14 protein-coding genes are annotated in these 17686 nt (G+C 65.6%); 1 reads left to right on the top strand and 13 read right to left on the bottom strand.

Features of this window, described 5'->3' with window-relative positions:
* Positions 1-240: 240 nt before the first annotated feature.
* Together dnaE and sidA are read right to left on the bottom strand one after the other, a co-directional pair.
* Positions 241-3672 (bottom strand): DNA polymerase III subunit alpha, encoded by a 3432-nt coding sequence (gene dnaE, locus FCU40_RS07460; RefSeq protein ID WP_168074057.1) that lies wholly within the window; start codon positions 3670-3672, stop codon positions 241-243.
* Between the two features lie 25 nt (positions 3673-3697).
* Entirely contained in the window at positions 3698-3787 is a 90-nt protein-coding gene (gene sidA, locus FCU40_RS07455; protein ID WP_004615196.1) for a cell division inhibitor SidA, read from the bottom strand.
* 166 nt (positions 3788-3953) lie between these two features.
* Between sidA and FCU40_RS07450 the strand changes: the two genes are divergently transcribed.
* Positions 3954-4913, top strand: a complete 960-nt coding sequence (locus tag FCU40_RS07450; RefSeq protein WP_168074079.1) for a nucleoside hydrolase — start codon at positions 3954-3956, stop codon at positions 4911-4913.
* A 28-nt stretch (positions 4914-4941) separates the two neighbouring features.
* Here FCU40_RS07450 and FCU40_RS07445 read toward each other — a convergent pair whose 3' ends face one another.
* From FCU40_RS07445 to nuoL, 11 genes are all read right to left on the bottom strand, one after another.
* A complete protein-coding gene (locus FCU40_RS07445; protein WP_168074055.1) occupies positions 4942-5628 on the bottom strand; it encodes an ABC transporter ATP-binding protein in 687 nt (228 codons plus the stop codon).
* On the bottom strand, positions 5621-6901 hold the full coding sequence (locus FCU40_RS07440; RefSeq protein ID WP_168074053.1) for a lipoprotein-releasing ABC transporter permease subunit: 1281 nt from the start codon (positions 6899-6901) through the stop codon (positions 5621-5623). Before FCU40_RS07440 ends, FCU40_RS07445 begins: the two co-directional genes overlap by 8 nt.
* The gene (proS, locus tag FCU40_RS07435) at positions 6901-8232 is read right to left on the bottom strand and encodes a proline--tRNA ligase (RefSeq protein WP_168074051.1); all 1332 of its coding nucleotides are present in this window, start codon (positions 8230-8232) and stop codon (positions 6901-6903) included. The genes FCU40_RS07440 and proS overlap by 1 nt, the downstream gene beginning before the upstream one ends.
* 436 nt (positions 8233-8668) lie before the next feature.
* Complete coding sequence (locus FCU40_RS07430; protein WP_004615191.1) at positions 8669-8929, bottom strand: DUF1467 family protein; 261 nt, start codon at positions 8927-8929, stop codon at positions 8669-8671.
* Positions 8929-9345, bottom strand: coding sequence for a methylmalonyl-CoA epimerase (gene mce / locus FCU40_RS07425; protein ID WP_004615190.1), 417 nt, complete (start codon positions 9343-9345; stop codon positions 8929-8931). The genes FCU40_RS07430 and mce overlap by 1 nt, the downstream gene beginning before the upstream one ends.
* Before the next feature lie 104 nt (positions 9346-9449).
* Positions 9450-11129, bottom strand: coding sequence for a ribonuclease J (locus FCU40_RS07420; RefSeq protein WP_168074049.1), 1680 nt, complete (start codon positions 11127-11129; stop codon positions 9450-9452).
* Positions 11129-11914 carry a type III pantothenate kinase gene (locus FCU40_RS07415; RefSeq protein ID WP_035016783.1) on the bottom strand — a complete coding sequence of 262 codons (786 nt, stop codon included), beginning with the start codon at positions 11912-11914 and terminating at the stop codon, positions 11129-11131. Before FCU40_RS07415 ends, FCU40_RS07420 begins: the two co-directional genes overlap by 1 nt.
* Positions 11911-12666, bottom strand: a complete 756-nt coding sequence (locus FCU40_RS07410) for a biotin--[acetyl-CoA-carboxylase] ligase (protein ID WP_168074047.1) — start codon at positions 12664-12666, stop codon at positions 11911-11913. The genes FCU40_RS07415 and FCU40_RS07410 overlap by 4 nt, the downstream gene beginning before the upstream one ends.
* Before the next feature lies 1 nt (position 12667).
* The gene (gene nuoN, locus FCU40_RS07405) at positions 12668-14161 is read right to left on the bottom strand and encodes an NADH-quinone oxidoreductase subunit NuoN (protein ID WP_175582064.1); all 1494 of its coding nucleotides are present in this window, start codon (positions 14159-14161) and stop codon (positions 12668-12670) included.
* Positions 14121-15623 carry an NADH-quinone oxidoreductase subunit M gene (locus FCU40_RS07400; RefSeq protein WP_168074077.1) on the bottom strand — a complete coding sequence of 501 codons (1503 nt, stop codon included), beginning with the start codon at positions 15621-15623 and terminating at the stop codon, positions 14121-14123. The genes nuoN and FCU40_RS07400 overlap by 41 nt, the downstream gene beginning before the upstream one ends.
* Entirely contained in the window at positions 15620-17686 is a 2067-nt protein-coding gene (gene nuoL, locus FCU40_RS07395) for an NADH-quinone oxidoreductase subunit L (protein WP_168074043.1), read from the bottom strand. Before nuoL ends, FCU40_RS07400 begins: the two co-directional genes overlap by 4 nt.

The following is a 17686-nucleotide window of genomic DNA, read 5'->3' as shown; positions in this document are numbered from 1 at the left end:
TTTCGGCGGCTATCACGCTCTAAATGTTTGATTTAGAGCCTTATCCGCTCGAATGATTCCATTCGAGCGGATAAGGCTCTAGGCTGACGATCTCCGCGCGCCGCCGAGCGAGATCGCCAGCTGCGGTGCTAGCCTTCGCCCAAGCCTGCCCCTTGGACGTTCCAGATCCGCAGCCCTGATGACGTGAAAGCAGCGCCACGACAAAGACCTCCGGCGCCCCGCGAAACTAGGAATAAATTCCTAGACGTCCTCCAGTAAGGCGACGCCCGGCGCGGTCTTCAGCGCGCCGCGCAGCGAGGCGTCGAGCGCGTAGCGGCCTGGAAGGCGCAGTTCGATCTCTCGACCGCCTCCAATCGCGGCGACGAAGGTCACCTCGCCGCCCTTCTGGGATTGAGCCGGTTCGAGCCGCCGCTTGAGGGCCTCGATCTCGGCGGCGCTGGGCGACAGGTGCACGCGCAGGCCCGCCACGACGTTCTCGATGGCTTTTTCGATCGGCTCGGCGTCGTCGCCAAAGAAGCGGACCTCGCCGTCGCGAGCCTTGGCGCGGACCTTGATGGCCACGGCCTTGCCCGGCTCCAGCGTGTCGCGACATTTGCGCAGGGACTCCGGCGGGAACAGCACCTCATATTCGCCGGTGGGATCCGACAGCGAGACGAAGGCGAACTTCTCGCCGCTCTGCGATGCGCGCTCCTGACGGCGACGCACCACCCCGCACATGCGGAAGGCCTCCATGCCGGCCTCGGCCTGGGCCACGGCCTCGGCGAACATCACCGTGCGCTTGCGACGCAGCGGCCCGACCATGTCCTCCAGAGGGTGACCCGTCAGGTAGAAACCGACCGCCGACAACTCCTCGTCCAGCAGGTCGACCTGGTTCCAGTTCTCGGTCTTGGCGAGACGCGGACGCCCGGCGCTCGGGTCGGAACCGAACAATCCCCCCTGCCCGCCCTGGCGATCGGCGTGACAGCTCTGAGCATGAGCGATCAGGACGTCGGCGGAGGCCACGATCTGGGCGCGGTTCTTGTGGATCGAATCGAAGGCGCCGGCCCGGGCCAGGTTTTCGATCGCGCGCTTGTTGACCTGGCGCGGATCGATCCGCTCGACGAAGTCGAAGATGTCGCGGAATGGCCCACCCTCCTCGCGCACCGCGACCAGATGCTTCATCGCCTCGAGACCCACATTGCGGATCGCGCCCAGAGCGTAGAGCACCTCGCCGTTCTCGACTTCGAAGTCGGCGCCGGAAAGATTGATGTCGGGCGCGCGCACGGTGACGTCGAACTTGCGCGCGTCCTGATGGAAGACCGCCAGCTTGTCGGTGTTCGACAAATCGAGGCTCATCGAGGCCGCGAAGAACTCGACCGGGGTGTTCGCCTTCAGCCAGCCCGTCTGGTACGAGATGAACGCATAGGCGGCGGCGTGCGACTTGTTGAAGCCGTAGCCGGCGAACTTGGCCACCAGTTCGAAGATCGATCCCGACTGCTCCTCGGGAACACCCTTTTCCTTGGCGCCGGAGACGAAACGGATCTTCTGAAGATCCATCTCCTCCTTCTTTTTCTTGCCCATGGCGCGCCGCAGCAGGTCGGCTTCGCCCAGACTATAGCCCGCCAGGATCTGGGCGATCTGCATCACCTGTTCCTGGTAGACGATGACGCCGTAGGTCTCCTTCAGCACCGTCTCCAGCGAGGGGTGGAGCGTGTCGACCGGCTTGCGACCGAACTTGCAGTCGACGAAGGTGTCGATGTTGTCCATCGGGCCGGGGCGATACAGCGAGATCAGCGCGGTGATCTCCTCGATCGAGCCGCAGCGCATCTTACGCAGGGTGTCGCGCATCCCCTGGCTTTCAAGCTGGAACACGCCGACCGTCTGGCCCGAGGCCAGCAGTTCGTAGGTCTTGGCGTCGTCGAACGGCAGCTTGCCCAGATCGATCTCGAAGCCGCGCTTCTTCAGGTGCTTCACCGCCCGGTCCAGCACGGTCAGGGTCTTCAGGCCCAGGAAGTCGAACTTCACCAGCCCCGCGCTCTCGACCCACTTCATGTTGAACTGGGTGGCGGGCAGATCCGAGCGCGGATCCTTATAGAGCGGCGTCAGTTGGGTCAGCGGCCGGTCGCCGATCACCACGCCGGCGGCGTGGGTCGAGGCGTTGCGGAACAGGCCCTCCAGCTGCAGCGCCACATCCAGGCAGGCCGAGACGTTGGCGTCTTCCTTCTTAGCCTGCTTCAGACGCGGCTCGATATCGATGGCCTGGGCCAGAGTCACGGGCGCGGCCGGATTGTTGGGCACCATCTTGCAAAGACGATCCACCAGGCCCAACGGCAACTGCATCACCCGGCCCACGTCGCGCAGCACGGCGCGGGCCTGCAGCGAGCCGAAGGTAATGATCTGGGCCACGCGGTCGCGGCCGTATTTCTCCTGCACGTAGGAGATCACCTCTTCGCGCCGCTCCTGGCAGAAGTCGACGTCGAAGTCGGGCATCGAAACCCGCTCGGGATTGAGGAAGCGCTCGAACAGCAGACCAAAGCGCAGCGGGTCCAGATCGGTGATGGTCAGGACCCAGGCGACCAGGGACCCCGCGCCGGAACCCCGTCCAGGGCCGACGGGGATACCATGAGCCTTGCCCCATTTGATGAAGTCCGAAACGATCAGGAAGTAGCCCGGGAACCCCATCTTTTCGATGATGCCGAGTTCGAACTCGAGCCGCTTCCAATACTCCTCCTCGGGCGCCGACAGGGTCAGACCGTCAAGCCGCATCTTCAGGCCTTCCTTGGCCTGGTGACGCAGTTCCTCGGCCTCGTTGCGGCCGTCGCCCGTCGGGAAGCTGGGCAGGATGGGCGCGCGCTTGTGCACCATGAAGGCGCAACGCCGGGCGATATCGAGGGTGTTGTCGCAGGCTTCCGGCAGATCGGAAAACAACTTGCGCATGTCCGCCGCGGGCTTGAACCAGTGCTCCGGCGTGACGCGACGGCGTTCGTCCTGGCCGACAAACGCCCCGTCGGCGATGCAAAGCAGCGCGTCGTGCGCGTCGTAGAAGCCTTCCTTGGCGAAATAGACGTCGTTGGTGGCGACCAGCGGCACGTCATTGTCGTAGGCCCAGTTCACCAGGCCCGGTTCGGCGGCCGCCTGCTTGGGCAAGCCGTGCCGCTGCAGCTCGACATAGAAGCGGTCGCCGAATGCCCTGTGCATCTCGGCCAGGGCGGCCGAGGCCTCCGCGGTCTTGCCGGCGGCGAACAGGGCGTCAACCGGCCCATCCGTACCCCCCGATAGCAGGATCAGCCCCTCGCTATAGGCGGCGACCTTGTCCCACGGCACGACCGGTTCGGGCAGCTCGGCGCTATCGAGATAGGCAATCGACGACAGTTCCGAGAGGTTTAGGTAGCCCTGCTCGTTCTGGGCCAGCAACACGACCGTCGGGGCGCGCGCCCAGCGTTCGGTCGGACCGCCGCCGATGCCGGTGACGGGAATGGCGCAGCCAATGATCGGCTGGACCCCGGCGTCCTTGGCGTAGGACGAATATTCAAGCGCCCCGAAGAGATTAGCGCGGTCGGCGATCCCGGCGGCCGGCATACCTGCCGCGGCGGCCAGCTTGCCGATCTGGTCCGCCTTGATGGCGCCTTCGAGCAGCGAATAGGCCGAGCGAACGCGCAGGTGGACGAAATTCTGCCCTTCCGCGTCCGCCATCACCGTTTCTCCGCGCCTACACGACTCAGGCCACCAGCTGAGCCACCGAACACATCATCCAGACGAAGCCGACGACCGACACAAGGGCCAAAGACTCACGGGCGATACGGATCATCGGAACCTCCACAACTTTCTCGTTTCGTTCCATATTCCGCTTTTGTTCCGTTCACAAGATGTTCCAGCGATCTTCACCGCATTTTCCTTGGGCGTTCGGTGAACGGTTCACGGTCCAAAGCCACGGACCTATGGCCAAGCGCGCCGGATCGGTTCAGATCAACGCCATGCGCTTGATCATCGACACCGACACCGCCGGCGACGACGTCTTTTCGCTGATGTTGGCCCTGACCCGCCCCGGCGTGTCCGTGGAGGCGATCACGATCGCCCATGGCAATGTCGGCTTCGACCAGCACGCCGAGAACGCCCTGATTACGCTGGAGATGTGCGGCCGGGCCGGCGAGGTCCCGGTCTATCTGGGCGCGCAGGGGCCGTTCAGCCGCGCGCCGCTGGACGCCGCCTACGTCTTCGGCAAGGACGGCATGAGCGACAGCGGCTTCGCCAGGACCGCCCAGCGGCCCGCCGACGGTCACGCGGTCGATGAGCTGGTGCGTCGGATCATGGCCGCGCCCGGCGAAATCACCCTCATCGCCCAGGCCCCGCTGACCAACATCGCCCTCGCCTATCTGCGCGAGCCCCGGATCGCCAAGGCGCTAAAGCATCTCTGGATCATGGGCGGGACGGACAACGGCGTTGGCAACGTCACGCCGGCGGCCGAGTATAATTTCTACGTCGATCCCGAAGCCGCCAAGATCGTGGTCAACGCCGGCTTCAACCTGACGATCTCGACCTGGACCCTGACGCTGCGGGACGGCCTCTGGAGCACCGCCCAACTGGCGGAGCTCGAAGCGCTGGGGACCGACAAGGCCCGCTTTTTCACCGATGTAAACCGCGCCTCCCTCGCCTTCGCCCGCGAAACCGAGGGTCTGGACGGAAGCCTTCACCCCGACGCCCTGACCTGCGCCTTGGCTTTGGACGAGCGCCTGATCCTCGACGCCGAGACCTGCGTCGTCGATGTCGAGACCATGGGCGAGCTGACGCGGGGCTATCTTTCGGTCTCCCACGCGATCCTGCCGGATATCGAGGTGGCCGACCCAGCCCTGAAGCGGCGCGAGCCCAATGCCCGCGTGATCAAAAAGATCGACCAGGCCGGCTTTTTCGCCGCGATGAAAAGGGCGCTGCTCTGAAGGAAGACCGCGCCCAGGCCGCTTCTATCTAGAAGGTCTGGGCCACGAGGTGACCGTCCTTCAGGGCCAACACCCGGTCCATATAGCGGGCCAGCTCCATATTATGCGTGGCGATCAAGGCCGCGACGCCTTGCTGCCGACAGACCTGATAAAGAGCCTGGAACACCGACGCCGAGGTGGCCGGATCGAGGTTGCCCGTCGGCTCGTCGGCCAGCAAAAGCTTGGGATGGTTGGCCAGGGCCCGGGCGATCGCGACGCGCTGCTGCTCGCCGCCCGACATCTGGGCTGGCTGGTGGGTCAAACGATGCCCCAGACCCAGGCCTTCCAGCAGCTCGCGCGCCCGCGCCTCGGCGTCCTTCCGTCGCCGGCCGGCGATGGTCAGCGGCATGGCGACGTTCTCGAGCGCCGTGAACTCGGGCAGCAGATGATGGAACTGATAGACGAAGCCTACCGTGCCCAGGCGGATCCGCGTGCGTAGACGTTCGGACAGCCTGGAGCAGTCGCGCCCCTCCAGCGCCACCAGCCCCCCGTCCGGCCGTTCCAGAAGCCCGGCCGAATGCAGCAGCGACGACTTGCCCGAGCCCGAGGGGCCGATCAGGCCCACCACCTCGCCCGGGTAGACGTCGATATCGACGCCGCGCAGTACCGGCAGCGGACCGGCCTCGGTCTTGTAGACGCGCTCGACGCCGCGCAGGGCCAGGATAGGATCACTCATAACGCAGCGCCTCCACTGGATCAAGGCGCGCGGCGCGCATGGCCGGCGGCAGGGTCGCCAGCACGCTCATCAGGGCCGAGATCGCGACGATGCCGCCGACCTCTGTCCAGTCGATCTTCGCCGGAATGTGCGAAAGCATATAGACATCGGCGTTGAACACCGAGGTCCCCGTCGCCCATTCCACGAAATTCTGGATCGGGGTGATGTAGGTGCAGAACAGCGCGCCCAACGCCAGACCGCACAGGGTGCCGGCCACCCCGATCGAGGCCCCGGCCATGATGAAGATGCGCAGCACCGCGCCCTGGCTGGCGCCCATGGTGCGCAGGATGGCGATGTCCTTGCCCTTGTTCTTCACCAGCATGACCAGGCTGGAAATGATGTTCAGCGTGGCGATGGCCACGATGCAGAACAGGATCAGCCGCATCACCTTCCGCTCCACCTGAAGCGCGGTGAAGTAGCTGTGGTTCTTGTCGACCCAGTCGGTGACGAGCGCGCCGGGACCAGACGCCACCTCGACCGCGTGCTTGTAATCCTTGGCCTTGTCGGGGTCGTCGACCTTGATCTCGACATAGTCGATCGACGTGTCCCGGCCGAAGAACAGCTGAGCCTGCTCCAGCGGCATGTAGACGAAGGCCTCGTCAAACTGGCTCATGCCGACGCTGAAAATACCGCCGACGATGTAGTTCTTTTCCCGGGTCGAGCTGCCGAAGGCCGTCGCGGGACCAGTCGGCGAGATCAGGGTGATGGCGTCGCCCGGCTTCACCCCCAGGCTCTGGGCCATGCGGTCGCCGATCAGGACAATCTCGCCGCCGTACTCGCCCTGGCCAAAACCGCTGATCGAGCCCTGTTTGATGTTGCCCGAGATCAGCGACATGTGCCGCAGGTCCGACGTCGTCACCCCGCGCACGATCGCGCCGGTCACCTGGGTCGGACCGATGACCATGGCCTGGGCCTCGACCATCGGCGCGGCCTGGATCACGCCCGGGGCGGCCTGGATCCGCCGGATGATGGTGTCCCGGTCGGGGCCGTTGATCAGCGGCGACTGAGCATAGAGATGCCCGTTGAAGCCGAGAATCCGCCCCAGGAGCTCGGCGCGGAAGCCGTTCATGACGCTCATCACGGTGATCAAGGCGAAGACCGCCAGCATCACCGCGCAGAACGAGATGACCGAGATCAGCGCCACACCGCCGTTCTTGCGCTTGGCGAACAGGTATCGCCGAGCGACCGAGCGCTCCCAGCGACTGAAGGGACCGGCGGCGCGGACGTCTGGCATCAGGCGGTCTTACCCTTGACGAGCTGTTCGAGGACGGCGTCGAGCGACGCGCTTTGCCGCTCGCCGGTCTTGCGGTTCTTCAGCTCGACCACGCCCTCGGCGACGCCCTTCGGGCCGACGATCAGCTGCCAAGGCAGGCCGATCAGGTCCATGGTGGCGAACTTGGCGCCGCCCCGGGCGTCGGTGTCGTCGTAAAGCACGTCCTTGCCGGCGGCCTTCAGCGCCGCATAGGCCTTGTCGCAGACCTCGTCGCAGGCGGCGTCGCCCTGTCGCATGTTGACGATGCCCACATCGAACGGCGCGACGCTTTCCGGCCAGATGATGCCGCCCTTATCATGGCTGGCCTCGATGATCGCGCCCAACAGACGCGAGACGCCGACGCCATAGCTGCCCATCTGGACCGGAACCTGCTGGCCGTCGGGGCCTTGGACCGTGGCCTTCATCGGCTCGGAGTACTTCGTGCCGAACGAGAAGATGTGGCCGACCTCGATGCCGCGCGCCGACAGGCGATCGTCTTCCGGCAGGGCGTTGAAAGCGGCCTCGTCGTGCATCTCCTCGGTCGCGGCGTAGAGCGCCGTGCGCTGGTTCACCAGCGGCTGCAGGTCGCCGTCGATCCAATCGAGGTCGGGACCGGGGGCCGGCATCTCGACCAGGTCCTTATGGCAGAAGACGGCGCTTTCGCCGGTCTCGGCCAGAACGATGAACTCGTGGGAAAGGTCGCCGCCGATCGGACCGGTGTCGGCCCGCATCGGCACGGCTTTCAGGCCCATCCGCGCGAACAGGTTCAGATAGGCCACGAACATGCGGTTGTAGGACTTGCGCGCGCCTTCGGCGTCGAGGTCGAAGCTGTAGGCGTCCTTCATAAAGAACTCACGGCCGCGCATCACGCCAAAGCGCGGGCGGCGCTCGTCCCGGAACTTCCACTGGATGTTGTAGAGGTTCTTGGGCAGGTCCTTGTAGCTCTTGATCGAAGCGCGGAAGATGTCGGTGACGACTTCCTCGGCCGTCGGACCGAACAGCAGCTCGCGCTTGTGGCGGTCGGTGATGCGCAGCATCTCGTCGCCGTAGTCGTCGTAGCGACCGCTCTCGCGCCACAGGTCGGCCAGCTGGATGGTCGGCATCAAGAGTTCGATGGCGCCGGCGCGATCCATTTCCTCACGGACGATCTGCTCGATCTTGTTCAGGACCCGCAGGCCCAGCGGCAGCCAGGCGTAGATGCCCGCCGCCTCCTGGCGGATCATGCCGGCGCGGAGCATCAACTGGTGCGAAACGATCTGGGCGTCGGACGGCGCTTCCTTCAGCACCGGCAGGAAATAGCGCGACAGGCGCATCAGCTTGGAAACTCCGGGAATTCGAGAAGGGCCTGAGATAGCCCCTCGCCCGTGAGCTTGGCAACGCGGTAGAGCCCGCCCGGTTCAGATCTTTGATCTGAACCGGATCAGCAGGCTCGTCCCTTCAAGCATGGAAGCGCGACTATCGCAGAAACGGGCATCCACTTTCTGCGGTCGCGCTTCGGGCCAAAGTAAGGCTCCGTCGCGAGAAAAAGAGAGGCCGCGCGGATCGCCGCGCGGCCTTGTCAGTCATCGTCGGGGAAGACGCCACAGAGCGAGACCGGCAAGGCCGATCTCCTGAAGTCACCTTACCGACCGAACCGGTGTTGGGGCACGCGCTTGCGGTGAAAGCTCGGACATTGGGGCCGATCGCCCAAGCCTTAAGCGAATGGGGGCAAATCGATCGCCCGTCGCTCAAGGCTTGTGCATTCGCACGTCATGCCGCGGCAGGAAGATCCGGCAAACGCACCAGATGGAACTGGATCACCGCGAAGAACACAGCGAACACGATCGCCGAGACCCAGGTGGTGGTGATGAACTTGCGCTTCAGGTTCGGATTGATCGGCGCGCCCGGCTCGACGCCAGGCGGCGGCGTAATGCCGGCCTCGTGAAAACTCCGAACGCCTAGCGGCAGGATGCCGAACAGCACCGTCCACCAGATGGTGACATAAATGGCGAACCAGGTGATCGGGCTCATCAGTGAGCGTCCTTTGGCGTTTCCATGAGCTCGACCAGCATGCCGCCCATGTCCTTTGGGTGAACGAAGATCACCAGCGTCCCGTGGGCCCCGATGCGGGGCTCGCCCAGCACGGTCGCGCCCTTGGCGACTAGGTCATCGCGGGCCTCGTGGATGTTCTCGACCTCGAAGCAGATGTGATGCTGGCCGCCCTTGGGGTTCTTGGCCAGGAAGCCGTGGATCGGCGACTTCTCGCCATAGGGCTCGATCAGCTCGATCTGGCTGTTGGGCAGGTTGACGAAACAGACCCAGACGCCCTGCTCCGGCATCGCCCACTTCTCGGTCACCGAGGTGGCGCCAAGCAGCTCTCGGTACATTTTCACCGAGTCGTCGATGGACGGCGTGGCGACGCCGACGTGGTTGAGCTTGCCGATCATGTCCGAACTCCCGCTACGCTTTTCTGGTTCTTGCCGTATGGCCTAGCACCAGCGCGCTCCGGAAAGAAAGGGCGACCACGGCGTTTTCGCGGCCGCCCCCGCTATCAGATGCGCAGGACCGTGGTCTCGACGACCGGCTTGCGCTCCCAGATGCGGAACGCGGCCTTCTTCACGGCGCGAGAAATGGCGCTTTCGATCGTCTCGTCGATCTCGCGGGCGTCGCCGTCGAGACGCTTGTAGGCGGTCTCGGCCTCCTCGCAGAGATCGTCCAGCGCGTCGTCCAGCGAGTATTCCTCGTCGCCCGTCAGGCCGATGCCACGGATCTGCGGACCCGAGACGATCTTGTTGCGACCATCCAGCACGATCGACACGGCCAGCACGCCGTTATAGGCGGCGTGGCGACGCTCGCGCAGGGCCTCGCCGTTCTCCGGCGTGACGACGCCCCCATCGACGTAAAGACGTCCGGCCGGCACTTCGTCGATGATCCCCGGCTGACCGGGCGCCAGGCGCACCATGTCGCCGTTGCGCGGGCTGACCGCGTGCGGAACTTGCAGATCCTTGGCGAAGGCGGCGTGCTCGATCAGGTGGCGACGCTCGCCGTGCGTCGGCACGGCGATATGCGGACGCACCCAGGAGTACATCTGACGCAGTTCATCGCGGCACGGATGGCCCGAGACGTGGATGCCCGGCGTATCGCGCTCGGTGTGCAGGCGCACCCCGCGATCGGCGAGCTTGTTTTGCAGGTTGCGGATCGGGATCTCGTTGCCCGGGATCACCCGCGAGCTGAAGACCACGTGGTCGCCCTGCCCCAGCTTCACATGCGGATGGCTGCCCTCGGCGATGCGCGACAGCGCCGCGCGCGGTTCGCCCTGGCTGCCCGTGCACAGGAACAGGACTTGGTCCTCGGGCAAGTGCTTGGCTTGGTCGTCGTTGATGAAGGGCTCCACGCCCTCCAGCAGGCCGACGGAGCGGGCGGCGGCGGCCATGCGGTGCATCGAGCGGCCCGCCAGGCAGACCTTGCGGCCGCTCGCCTGGGCGGCGCGGATCACCGTGTCCATGCGCGCCACGTTCGAGGCGAAGCAGGCGACGGCGATCTTACCCCTCAGGCTCCGGATCAAATCGCCGAGGGCCTTGCGGACATCGGCTTCCGACCCCGCCTCGCCTTCGACGAAGACGTTGGTGCTGTCGCAAACCATGGCCAGCACGCCCTCGTCGCCGAGTCTGCGGATGGCCGCCTCGTCGGTCGGGGCGCCCAGCTGCGGCTCCGGATCGATCTTCCAGTCGCCCGTGTGCAGGATGGTGCCCAGCGGAGTCTTGATCGCCAGACCGTTCGGCTCTGGGATCGAGTGCGTCAGCGTGATCAGTTCCAGCGCGAACGGGCCCAGCTGGAAGGTTCCGCCCAGCGGGACCTCGGTGATCGACACCTCGTCCAGCAGGTCGGCGTCGCGAAGCTTCTCGCGCAGCAGGAAGGCCGTGAACGGCGTGGCGTAGACCGGCGCCTTCAGGCGCGGCCACAGCCAGTGCACCGCGCCCAGGTGATCCTCGTGCGCGTGCGTCAGGACGATGCCGAGAATATCGTCGGCATAGGGCTCGATGAAGGTCGGATCGGGAAGAATGATCTCGACGCCCGGCGTTGTCTGGTCGCCGAAGGTCACGCCCAGGTCGACGACGATCCATTTGCGATCATGCGCCGGCCCGAAGCCGTAAAGGTTGAAATTCATGCCGATCTCGTTCGACCCACCCAACGGCAGGAAGACGAGTTCGTCGTCATTGGCTTTTTTCATCAGGTCTCTGAAACAGTGTTTCGTCTGTAGATTTCAAGGAGACCCCGGATCGTCAGATCGGAGTCGAAATGGTCAATGCTGTCGGTGGCGCCCTCGAACAGCGAGGCGACGCCGCCGGTGGCGATCACGGTCATGGGCTCGGCGCGCTCGGCCTTGATGCGCGAGACGAGCCCCTCGATCAGGGAGATATACCCCCAAAACACGCCAGACTGCATGGCCGACACCGTGTCGGTGCCCACGATCCTGTTACCCGCCGGCCGCTGGATCGCGATCCTCGGCAGCTTGGCCGCCGCTTCATGCAAGGCCTGCATCGACAGATTGATCCCGGGCGAGATGATGCCGCCCTCGAACGCGCCGTCGGCCGCGACGATGTCGAAGGTCGTGGCCGTGCCGCTGTCGATGACGATCAGCGGACCGGAATAGACCATCGCCGCGCCAATGGCGTTGACCAGGCGGTCGGCGCCGGCCTCCGATGGCTTTTCGATCCGAACGTCTATGCCCAACTTGGCGTTCTCGCCGATCACCAGGGGCTCGACATTGAAGTAGCGGCGGCTGAGGTTACGAAGGTTGAAAATCGACTGCGGCACGACGCTGGAGATGATCACCGCGTCGATCGCCCGAAAGCCGATGCCCTGCATCGACAGCAGCTGCGACAGCCAGACCACATATTCGTCGGCGGTGCGGGTGCTTTCGGTCGCCGACCGCCACTGGGCGATCCACGACTGACCGTCGTGAATGGCGAACATGGTGTTGGTATTGCCCTGTTCAATGGCCAACAGCATCAGGCAGCTCCGAAAAACACGTCGCCGGCGGTGATCCGGCGCACCCGACCGTCGGGCAGACGCAGGCGTAACGCGCCGTCGCCGTCGAGCCCTTCGGCGATCCCCTCGACCGTCTCGACGCCCAGGCGGGCGACGCAGGCCTCGCCCAGGCCGTAGGCGCGCGCCGTCCAGGCGTCGGCGATCACCGGGAATCCCAGCGCGGTCCAGGATCGCGACCAGCGCTCGAAGGCGCGCGCCAGGACCTCGACGGCCTCGGCCGGATGCGGCGGCGGACTTTCACGATGGGCGGCGACCGAGGTGGCGGGACGCTCGCTCTCGACCGGCTTGTGGCGGAGATTGACGCCGACGCCGACGGCGATCCACAGCCCGCCCTGGGGCGCGGCGCCGGACTCGACCAGGATGCCGCTGACCTTCAAGCCGGCCAGCATCGGGTCGTTGGGCCATTTCAGGCTGATGAGAGACGCGGGCGCGTATTCGGCCAACATGTCCGCCACGGCGAGGGCGGCGACGAAAGAGACCTGGGCGGCCTCCGCGGGCGGCTTATCGGTGCGGAATAGCAGGGTCGCGGCGAGATTGCCCTCGCCGGTCTCCCAGGCGCGGCCACGACGACCGCGCCCAGCGGTCTGGCGCAAGCCCAGCAGCCAAAGCGGCCCGACCTCGCCCGCCTCGGCCCGGCGACGGGCCTCGGCGTTGGTGGAGTCGATCTCGTCTAGAACGACGATCGGCGGGATGACGACGGGCGGAACGCCCGTCACCTCACGCGTGACCAAAGGCGGCCGCGGCGGCCTTGGCGGCGGGCTCAAGCCAGGCCAGGGCGAACAGCACGATCGGGCACGAGAACAGCGCGGCGGCGAAGCCGACCGCTCGGGCCGACGGCGACGGCGCGTCGACCGAACCGTTCGGCGCGTCGAACCACATCGTCTTGATCAGGCGCAGATAGTAGAACGCCGCGACGACGGAGCCGACCAGGCCCAACACGGCGGCCCACTGCATCATCACGTCGCCGGTGGCGATCGCGGCCTTGAAGACAAAGAACTTCGACCAGAAACCCGAGAACGGCGGCAGGCCCAGGGCCGACAGCGAGAACGCGGTCATCGCCAGGGCCACACCCGGACGCGCCTTCACCAGACCGGCCATGTCCTCGATGGTCTCAATCGACTTGCCGTCGCGGTTCAGCGCCTGCAGGCAGGCGAAGAAGCCGGTGACGTCGATCATATAGAGGACCATGAACACCAGCATCGACTGCAGGCCGTCCTGGCCGCCCGCGGCGACGCCCAGAAGGGCGTAGCCGACATTGGCGATCGAGGAATAGGCCCACAGACGCTTGAGGTTGCTCTGCGCCAGGCCCGCGAACGCGCCGACGAACACCGACAGCAGGGCCGCGATCACCAGGATCTGGCGCCATTGGTCACCGGCGGCCGGGAAGGCGTCGCCCAGCACGCGGGCGAACATCATCATGGCCGCCAGCTTCGGCGCGGCGGCGAAGAAGCCGACGACCGGGGTCGGGGCGCCTTCGTAGACGTCGGGCGTCCACATGTGGAAAGGCGCGGCCGACACCTTGAACGCGAGACCGCAGATCAGGAACACCAGGCCAAACAGCAAGCCCGCGCCATGCGCGCCGCCATGGGCGGCGGCCAGCGCGATCTGGCTGAAGTGGGTCGAACCCGTAAAGCCGTAGATCAGCGAGGCGCCGTACAGCAGCAGGCCGGAAGACAGAGCGCCCAGCACGAAGTATTTCAGGCCCGCTTCCGACGACTTGGCGTCATCGCGACGCATGGCCGCCAGGACGTACAGGGCCAGCGATTGCAGCTCGACGCCGACATAGAGGCTGATCAGATCGCCCGCCGAGGCGGTGACGCCCATGCCGACCGCCGCCAGGATCACCAGGACGGCGTATTCGAACTTCTGATCGCCGCGCTGAGCCAGCCAGCGGTCGCCGAGCACGACGGCCACGGCGCTGGAGAGATAGATGGCCACCTTGGCGTAGCTCGCCGCGGCGTCGGCCACATAGACCCCGCCGAAAGCCCGGCCATGCGGCCCCAGCACGGCCGTGGCGGCCGCCGCGAGCAGCGCGGCCACGGCGGCCAGCGTGAAGATCGGTCCGACCTTGCCTCGGAAGGCGCCGGCGACCAGCAGAACCAGCGCCGCGATCGCGAGAACGATCTCGGGCAGGACAAGCGAGAAGTTGGCGGAAAACGTCATAGGCTCCTCACCCGCCCACGGCGGCGCGCCAGGCGCCGACCAGCGCATCGACGGAGGATGCGGTCAGGTTGAACACAAGATTGGGATAGATGCCGAGCACCAGGGTCATGATGATCAGCGGCACGAAAAGCACGTACTCGCGCGGCTCGAGATCCTTGATCGTGGCCAGCTGCGGGTTGGTGATCTCGCCGTACATCACCCGGCGGTACAGGGTCAGGGCGTACATGGCCGAGAAGATCACGCCCGAGGCGGCGACCAGCGCGGTCCAGGTCGAGGCCTTGTAGGCGCCGGTCATGGTCAGGATTTCCCCGACGAAGCCCGACGTGCCCGGCAGGCCGACATTGCCCATCGTGAACAGCAGGAAGACGAAGGCGTAGTGCGGCATCCGGTTGGTCAGGCCGCCGTAGAAGGCGATCTCGCGGGTGTGCATACGGTCATAGACCACGCCGACGCAGAGGAAGAGCGCGCCCGAGATCACCCCGTGGCTCAACATCTGGAACAGAGCGCCCTGCTCGCCGGCGGCGTTGCCCGAGAAGATGCCCATGGTCACGAAGCCCATGTGGGCGACGGACGAATAGGCGATCAGCTTCTTGATGTCGGTCTGCCGGAAGGCGACCAGCGAGGTGTAGACGATGGCGATCACCGACAGCGCGAACACCAGCGGCTGGAAGAACTCCGAGGCGTTGGGGAACATCGGCAGGCTGAAGCGCATGAAGCCGTAGCCGCCCATCTTCAGCAGGATGCCCGCCAGAATGACCGAACCGGCCGTCGGCGCTTCGACGTGCGCGTCGGGCAGCCAGGTGTGCACCGGCCACATCGGCATCTTCACGGCGAACGACGCGAAGAAGGCCAACCACAGCCAGGTTTGCAGCCACGGCGCGAACTTGAACGTCATCAGCGCGGGGATCGACGAGGTGTGGGCGATCGCGATCATGGCCAGGATGGCGGCCAGCATCAGCACCGAGCCAAGCAGCGTGTAGAGGAAGAACTTGTAGGCCGCGTACACCCGACGCTTGCCGCCCCAGATGCCGATGATCAGGAACATCGGGACCAGGCCGCCCTCGAAGAAGAGGTAGAACAGGATCAGGTCCAGCGCGCAGAACACGCCGATCACCAGGGTCTCCAGGACCAGGAAGGCGATCAGATATTCGACCACGCGCTTGTCGACCGACTTCCAGCTGGCGATCACGCAGATCGGCAGCAGGAACGCCGTCAGAAGGACGAACAGCACCGAGATGCCGTCGACGCCCATGCGGTAATGCAGGCCAGCGAACCACGCGACGTCTTCCACGAACTGGAAGCCGGGGTTCTTGGGATCGAACTGAAGGGTGACGATGACCGACAGACCGAAGGTGACCAGCGTGGTCGCCAGCGCGATCCACTTGGCCAGGGTGTCGGTCTTTTCGCTGGCCCCGTTCAGGGCGCGCGCGGCGAGAAGCGCCGCGACGCCCGCCAGGGGCGCGAAGGTCGTAAGGCTGAGAAGGCCGATCATGAGCTCCGTCGCCCTCAGTGGAATTTGAACAGGGCGTAGGTCAGCAGGCCGGCGACGCCGAGCAGCATGACAAACGCGTAGTGGTACAGGTAGCCGGTCTGCAGCTTGCCGGTGCGCTTGCCGACCTCATACGAGACCGCGCTGACGCCATCGGGACCCAGACCGTCGATGATCTTCTGATCGCCGCCCTTCCAGAACAGGTCGCCGAGGAACTTGGCCAGACGCACGAAGGTGGCGTCGTACAGTTCGTCGAAGAACCACTTGTTGTAGAAGAAGACGTAGAGCGGGCCCTTGCGCTCGGCCAGCTTCAGGCCCAGGCGCTCGTCGCCCTTCAGCAGGTAGACGTAGGCGGCGATCAGCAGGCCCAGGATCGTGGCGATCAGCGGGCTGTACTTCACCCACTCGGCCACGCCGTGCGCTTCGTGCAGCACGTGGTTGGTCGGGGCGTTGTAGATCGCGCCGCGCCAGAACGCTTCCTGGTGGTGGCCCACGAAATAGCCGGTGAAGACGAAGCCCGCGGCGACGGCGCCAATCGACAGGACGACCAGCGGGAACAGCATCACCCACGGGCTCTCGTGCGGCTTGTGATCATGGCCGTGACCATGGTCGTCGTCCGGCAGAGGCTCGTCGTGGGTTTCGTCCGCGTGGGCGTCGTGGCCGTGCGCGTCGTGAGCGTGCGCATGGTGGTCGTCATGACCCCAGCGTGCCTTGCCGTTGAAGGTGAAGAAGGCCAGGCGCCACGAGTAGAACGAGGTCAGGCCGGCGACCAGGACGCCGATCACCCAGGCGAACATGCCGATCGGGTTGTGCTGGCCCGCCGCATAGGCGGCCTCGATGATGGTGTCCTTCGAGTAGAAGCCGGCGAAGCCCAGTTCCAACGGCGGAATGCCCAAGCCCGTGATGGCGATGGTGCCGATCGTCATGGCGATGAAGGTGATGGGCAGCAGCTTGGCCAGGGCGCCGTACTTCCGCATGTCCTGCTCATGGTGCATCCCGTGGATCACCGAACCGGCGCCGAGGAACAGCAGGGCCTTGAAGAAGGCGTGCGTGAACAGGTGGAACATCGCCGCCTGATAGGCGCCGACGCCCGCCGCGAAGAACATGTAGCCCAGCTGCGAGCAGGTCGAATAGGCGATGACGCGCTTGATGTCGTTCTGAGTCAGACCGACCGTGGCGGCGAACAGGGCCGTCACCGCGCCGATCACCGTGACGATGTTCTTGGCGATGGGCGCGTATTCGAACATCGGCGACAGCAGGCACAGCATGTAGACGCCGGCGGTGACCATGGTGGCCGCGTGGATCAGGGCCGACACAGGGGTCGGGCCCTCCATGGCGTCCGGAAGCCAGGTGTGCAGGAAGAACTGGGCCGACTTGCCCATCGCGCCGATGAACAGCAGGAAGCAAGCGATGTCCATCAGCGGGAAGGTATGGCCCGCGAACACCCAGGTCTTGCCGGCGTGCGCGGCGATCTGCGGGAAGATCTCGGCGAACTGGATCGACCCGAACGCCCAGAAGGTGGTCATGATGCCCAGGGCGAAGCCGAAGTCGCCGACGCGGTTGACCACGAAGGCCTTGATGGCGGCGGCGCTGGCCGAGGGCTTCTTGAACCAGAAGCCGATCAGCAGGTACGACGCCAGACCCACGCCTTCCCAGCCGAAGAACAGCTGCATGAAGTCGGCGGCGGTGACCAGCGACAGCATGGCGAAGGTGAACAACGACAGATACGCGAAGAAGCGCGGCTTGCTGTCGTCCTCGGCCATGTAGCCCCAGGAATAGATGTGCACCAGGGCCGAGACCGTCGTGACCACGATCAGCATGGTCGCCGACAAAGCGTCGATCCGGATCGACCAGTTGGCCTGGAAGTCGCCGATGTGGATGAACGGCAGCAGGCGGACCGTGAAGGCCTCCAGGCCGCCCCAGGTCCACTGGCTGAACGTGTACCACGACAGGGCGCAGGCCAGGATCAGCAGGCCGGTCGTGACCGCCTGCGAGGCGACGTCGCCGATGCGGCGGCCGAACAGGCCGGCGATCAGGGCGCCGACCAGCGGCGCGAAGACGAGAATGGTTACAAGCGTCTGCAT

Source organism: Caulobacter sp. SSI4214 (assembly GCF_012184455.1).
Taxonomy (GTDB): Bacteria; Pseudomonadota; Alphaproteobacteria; order Caulobacterales; family Caulobacteraceae; genus Caulobacter; species Caulobacter vibrioides_E.
This window is presented reverse-complemented; position numbering and strand designations above follow the sequence as displayed.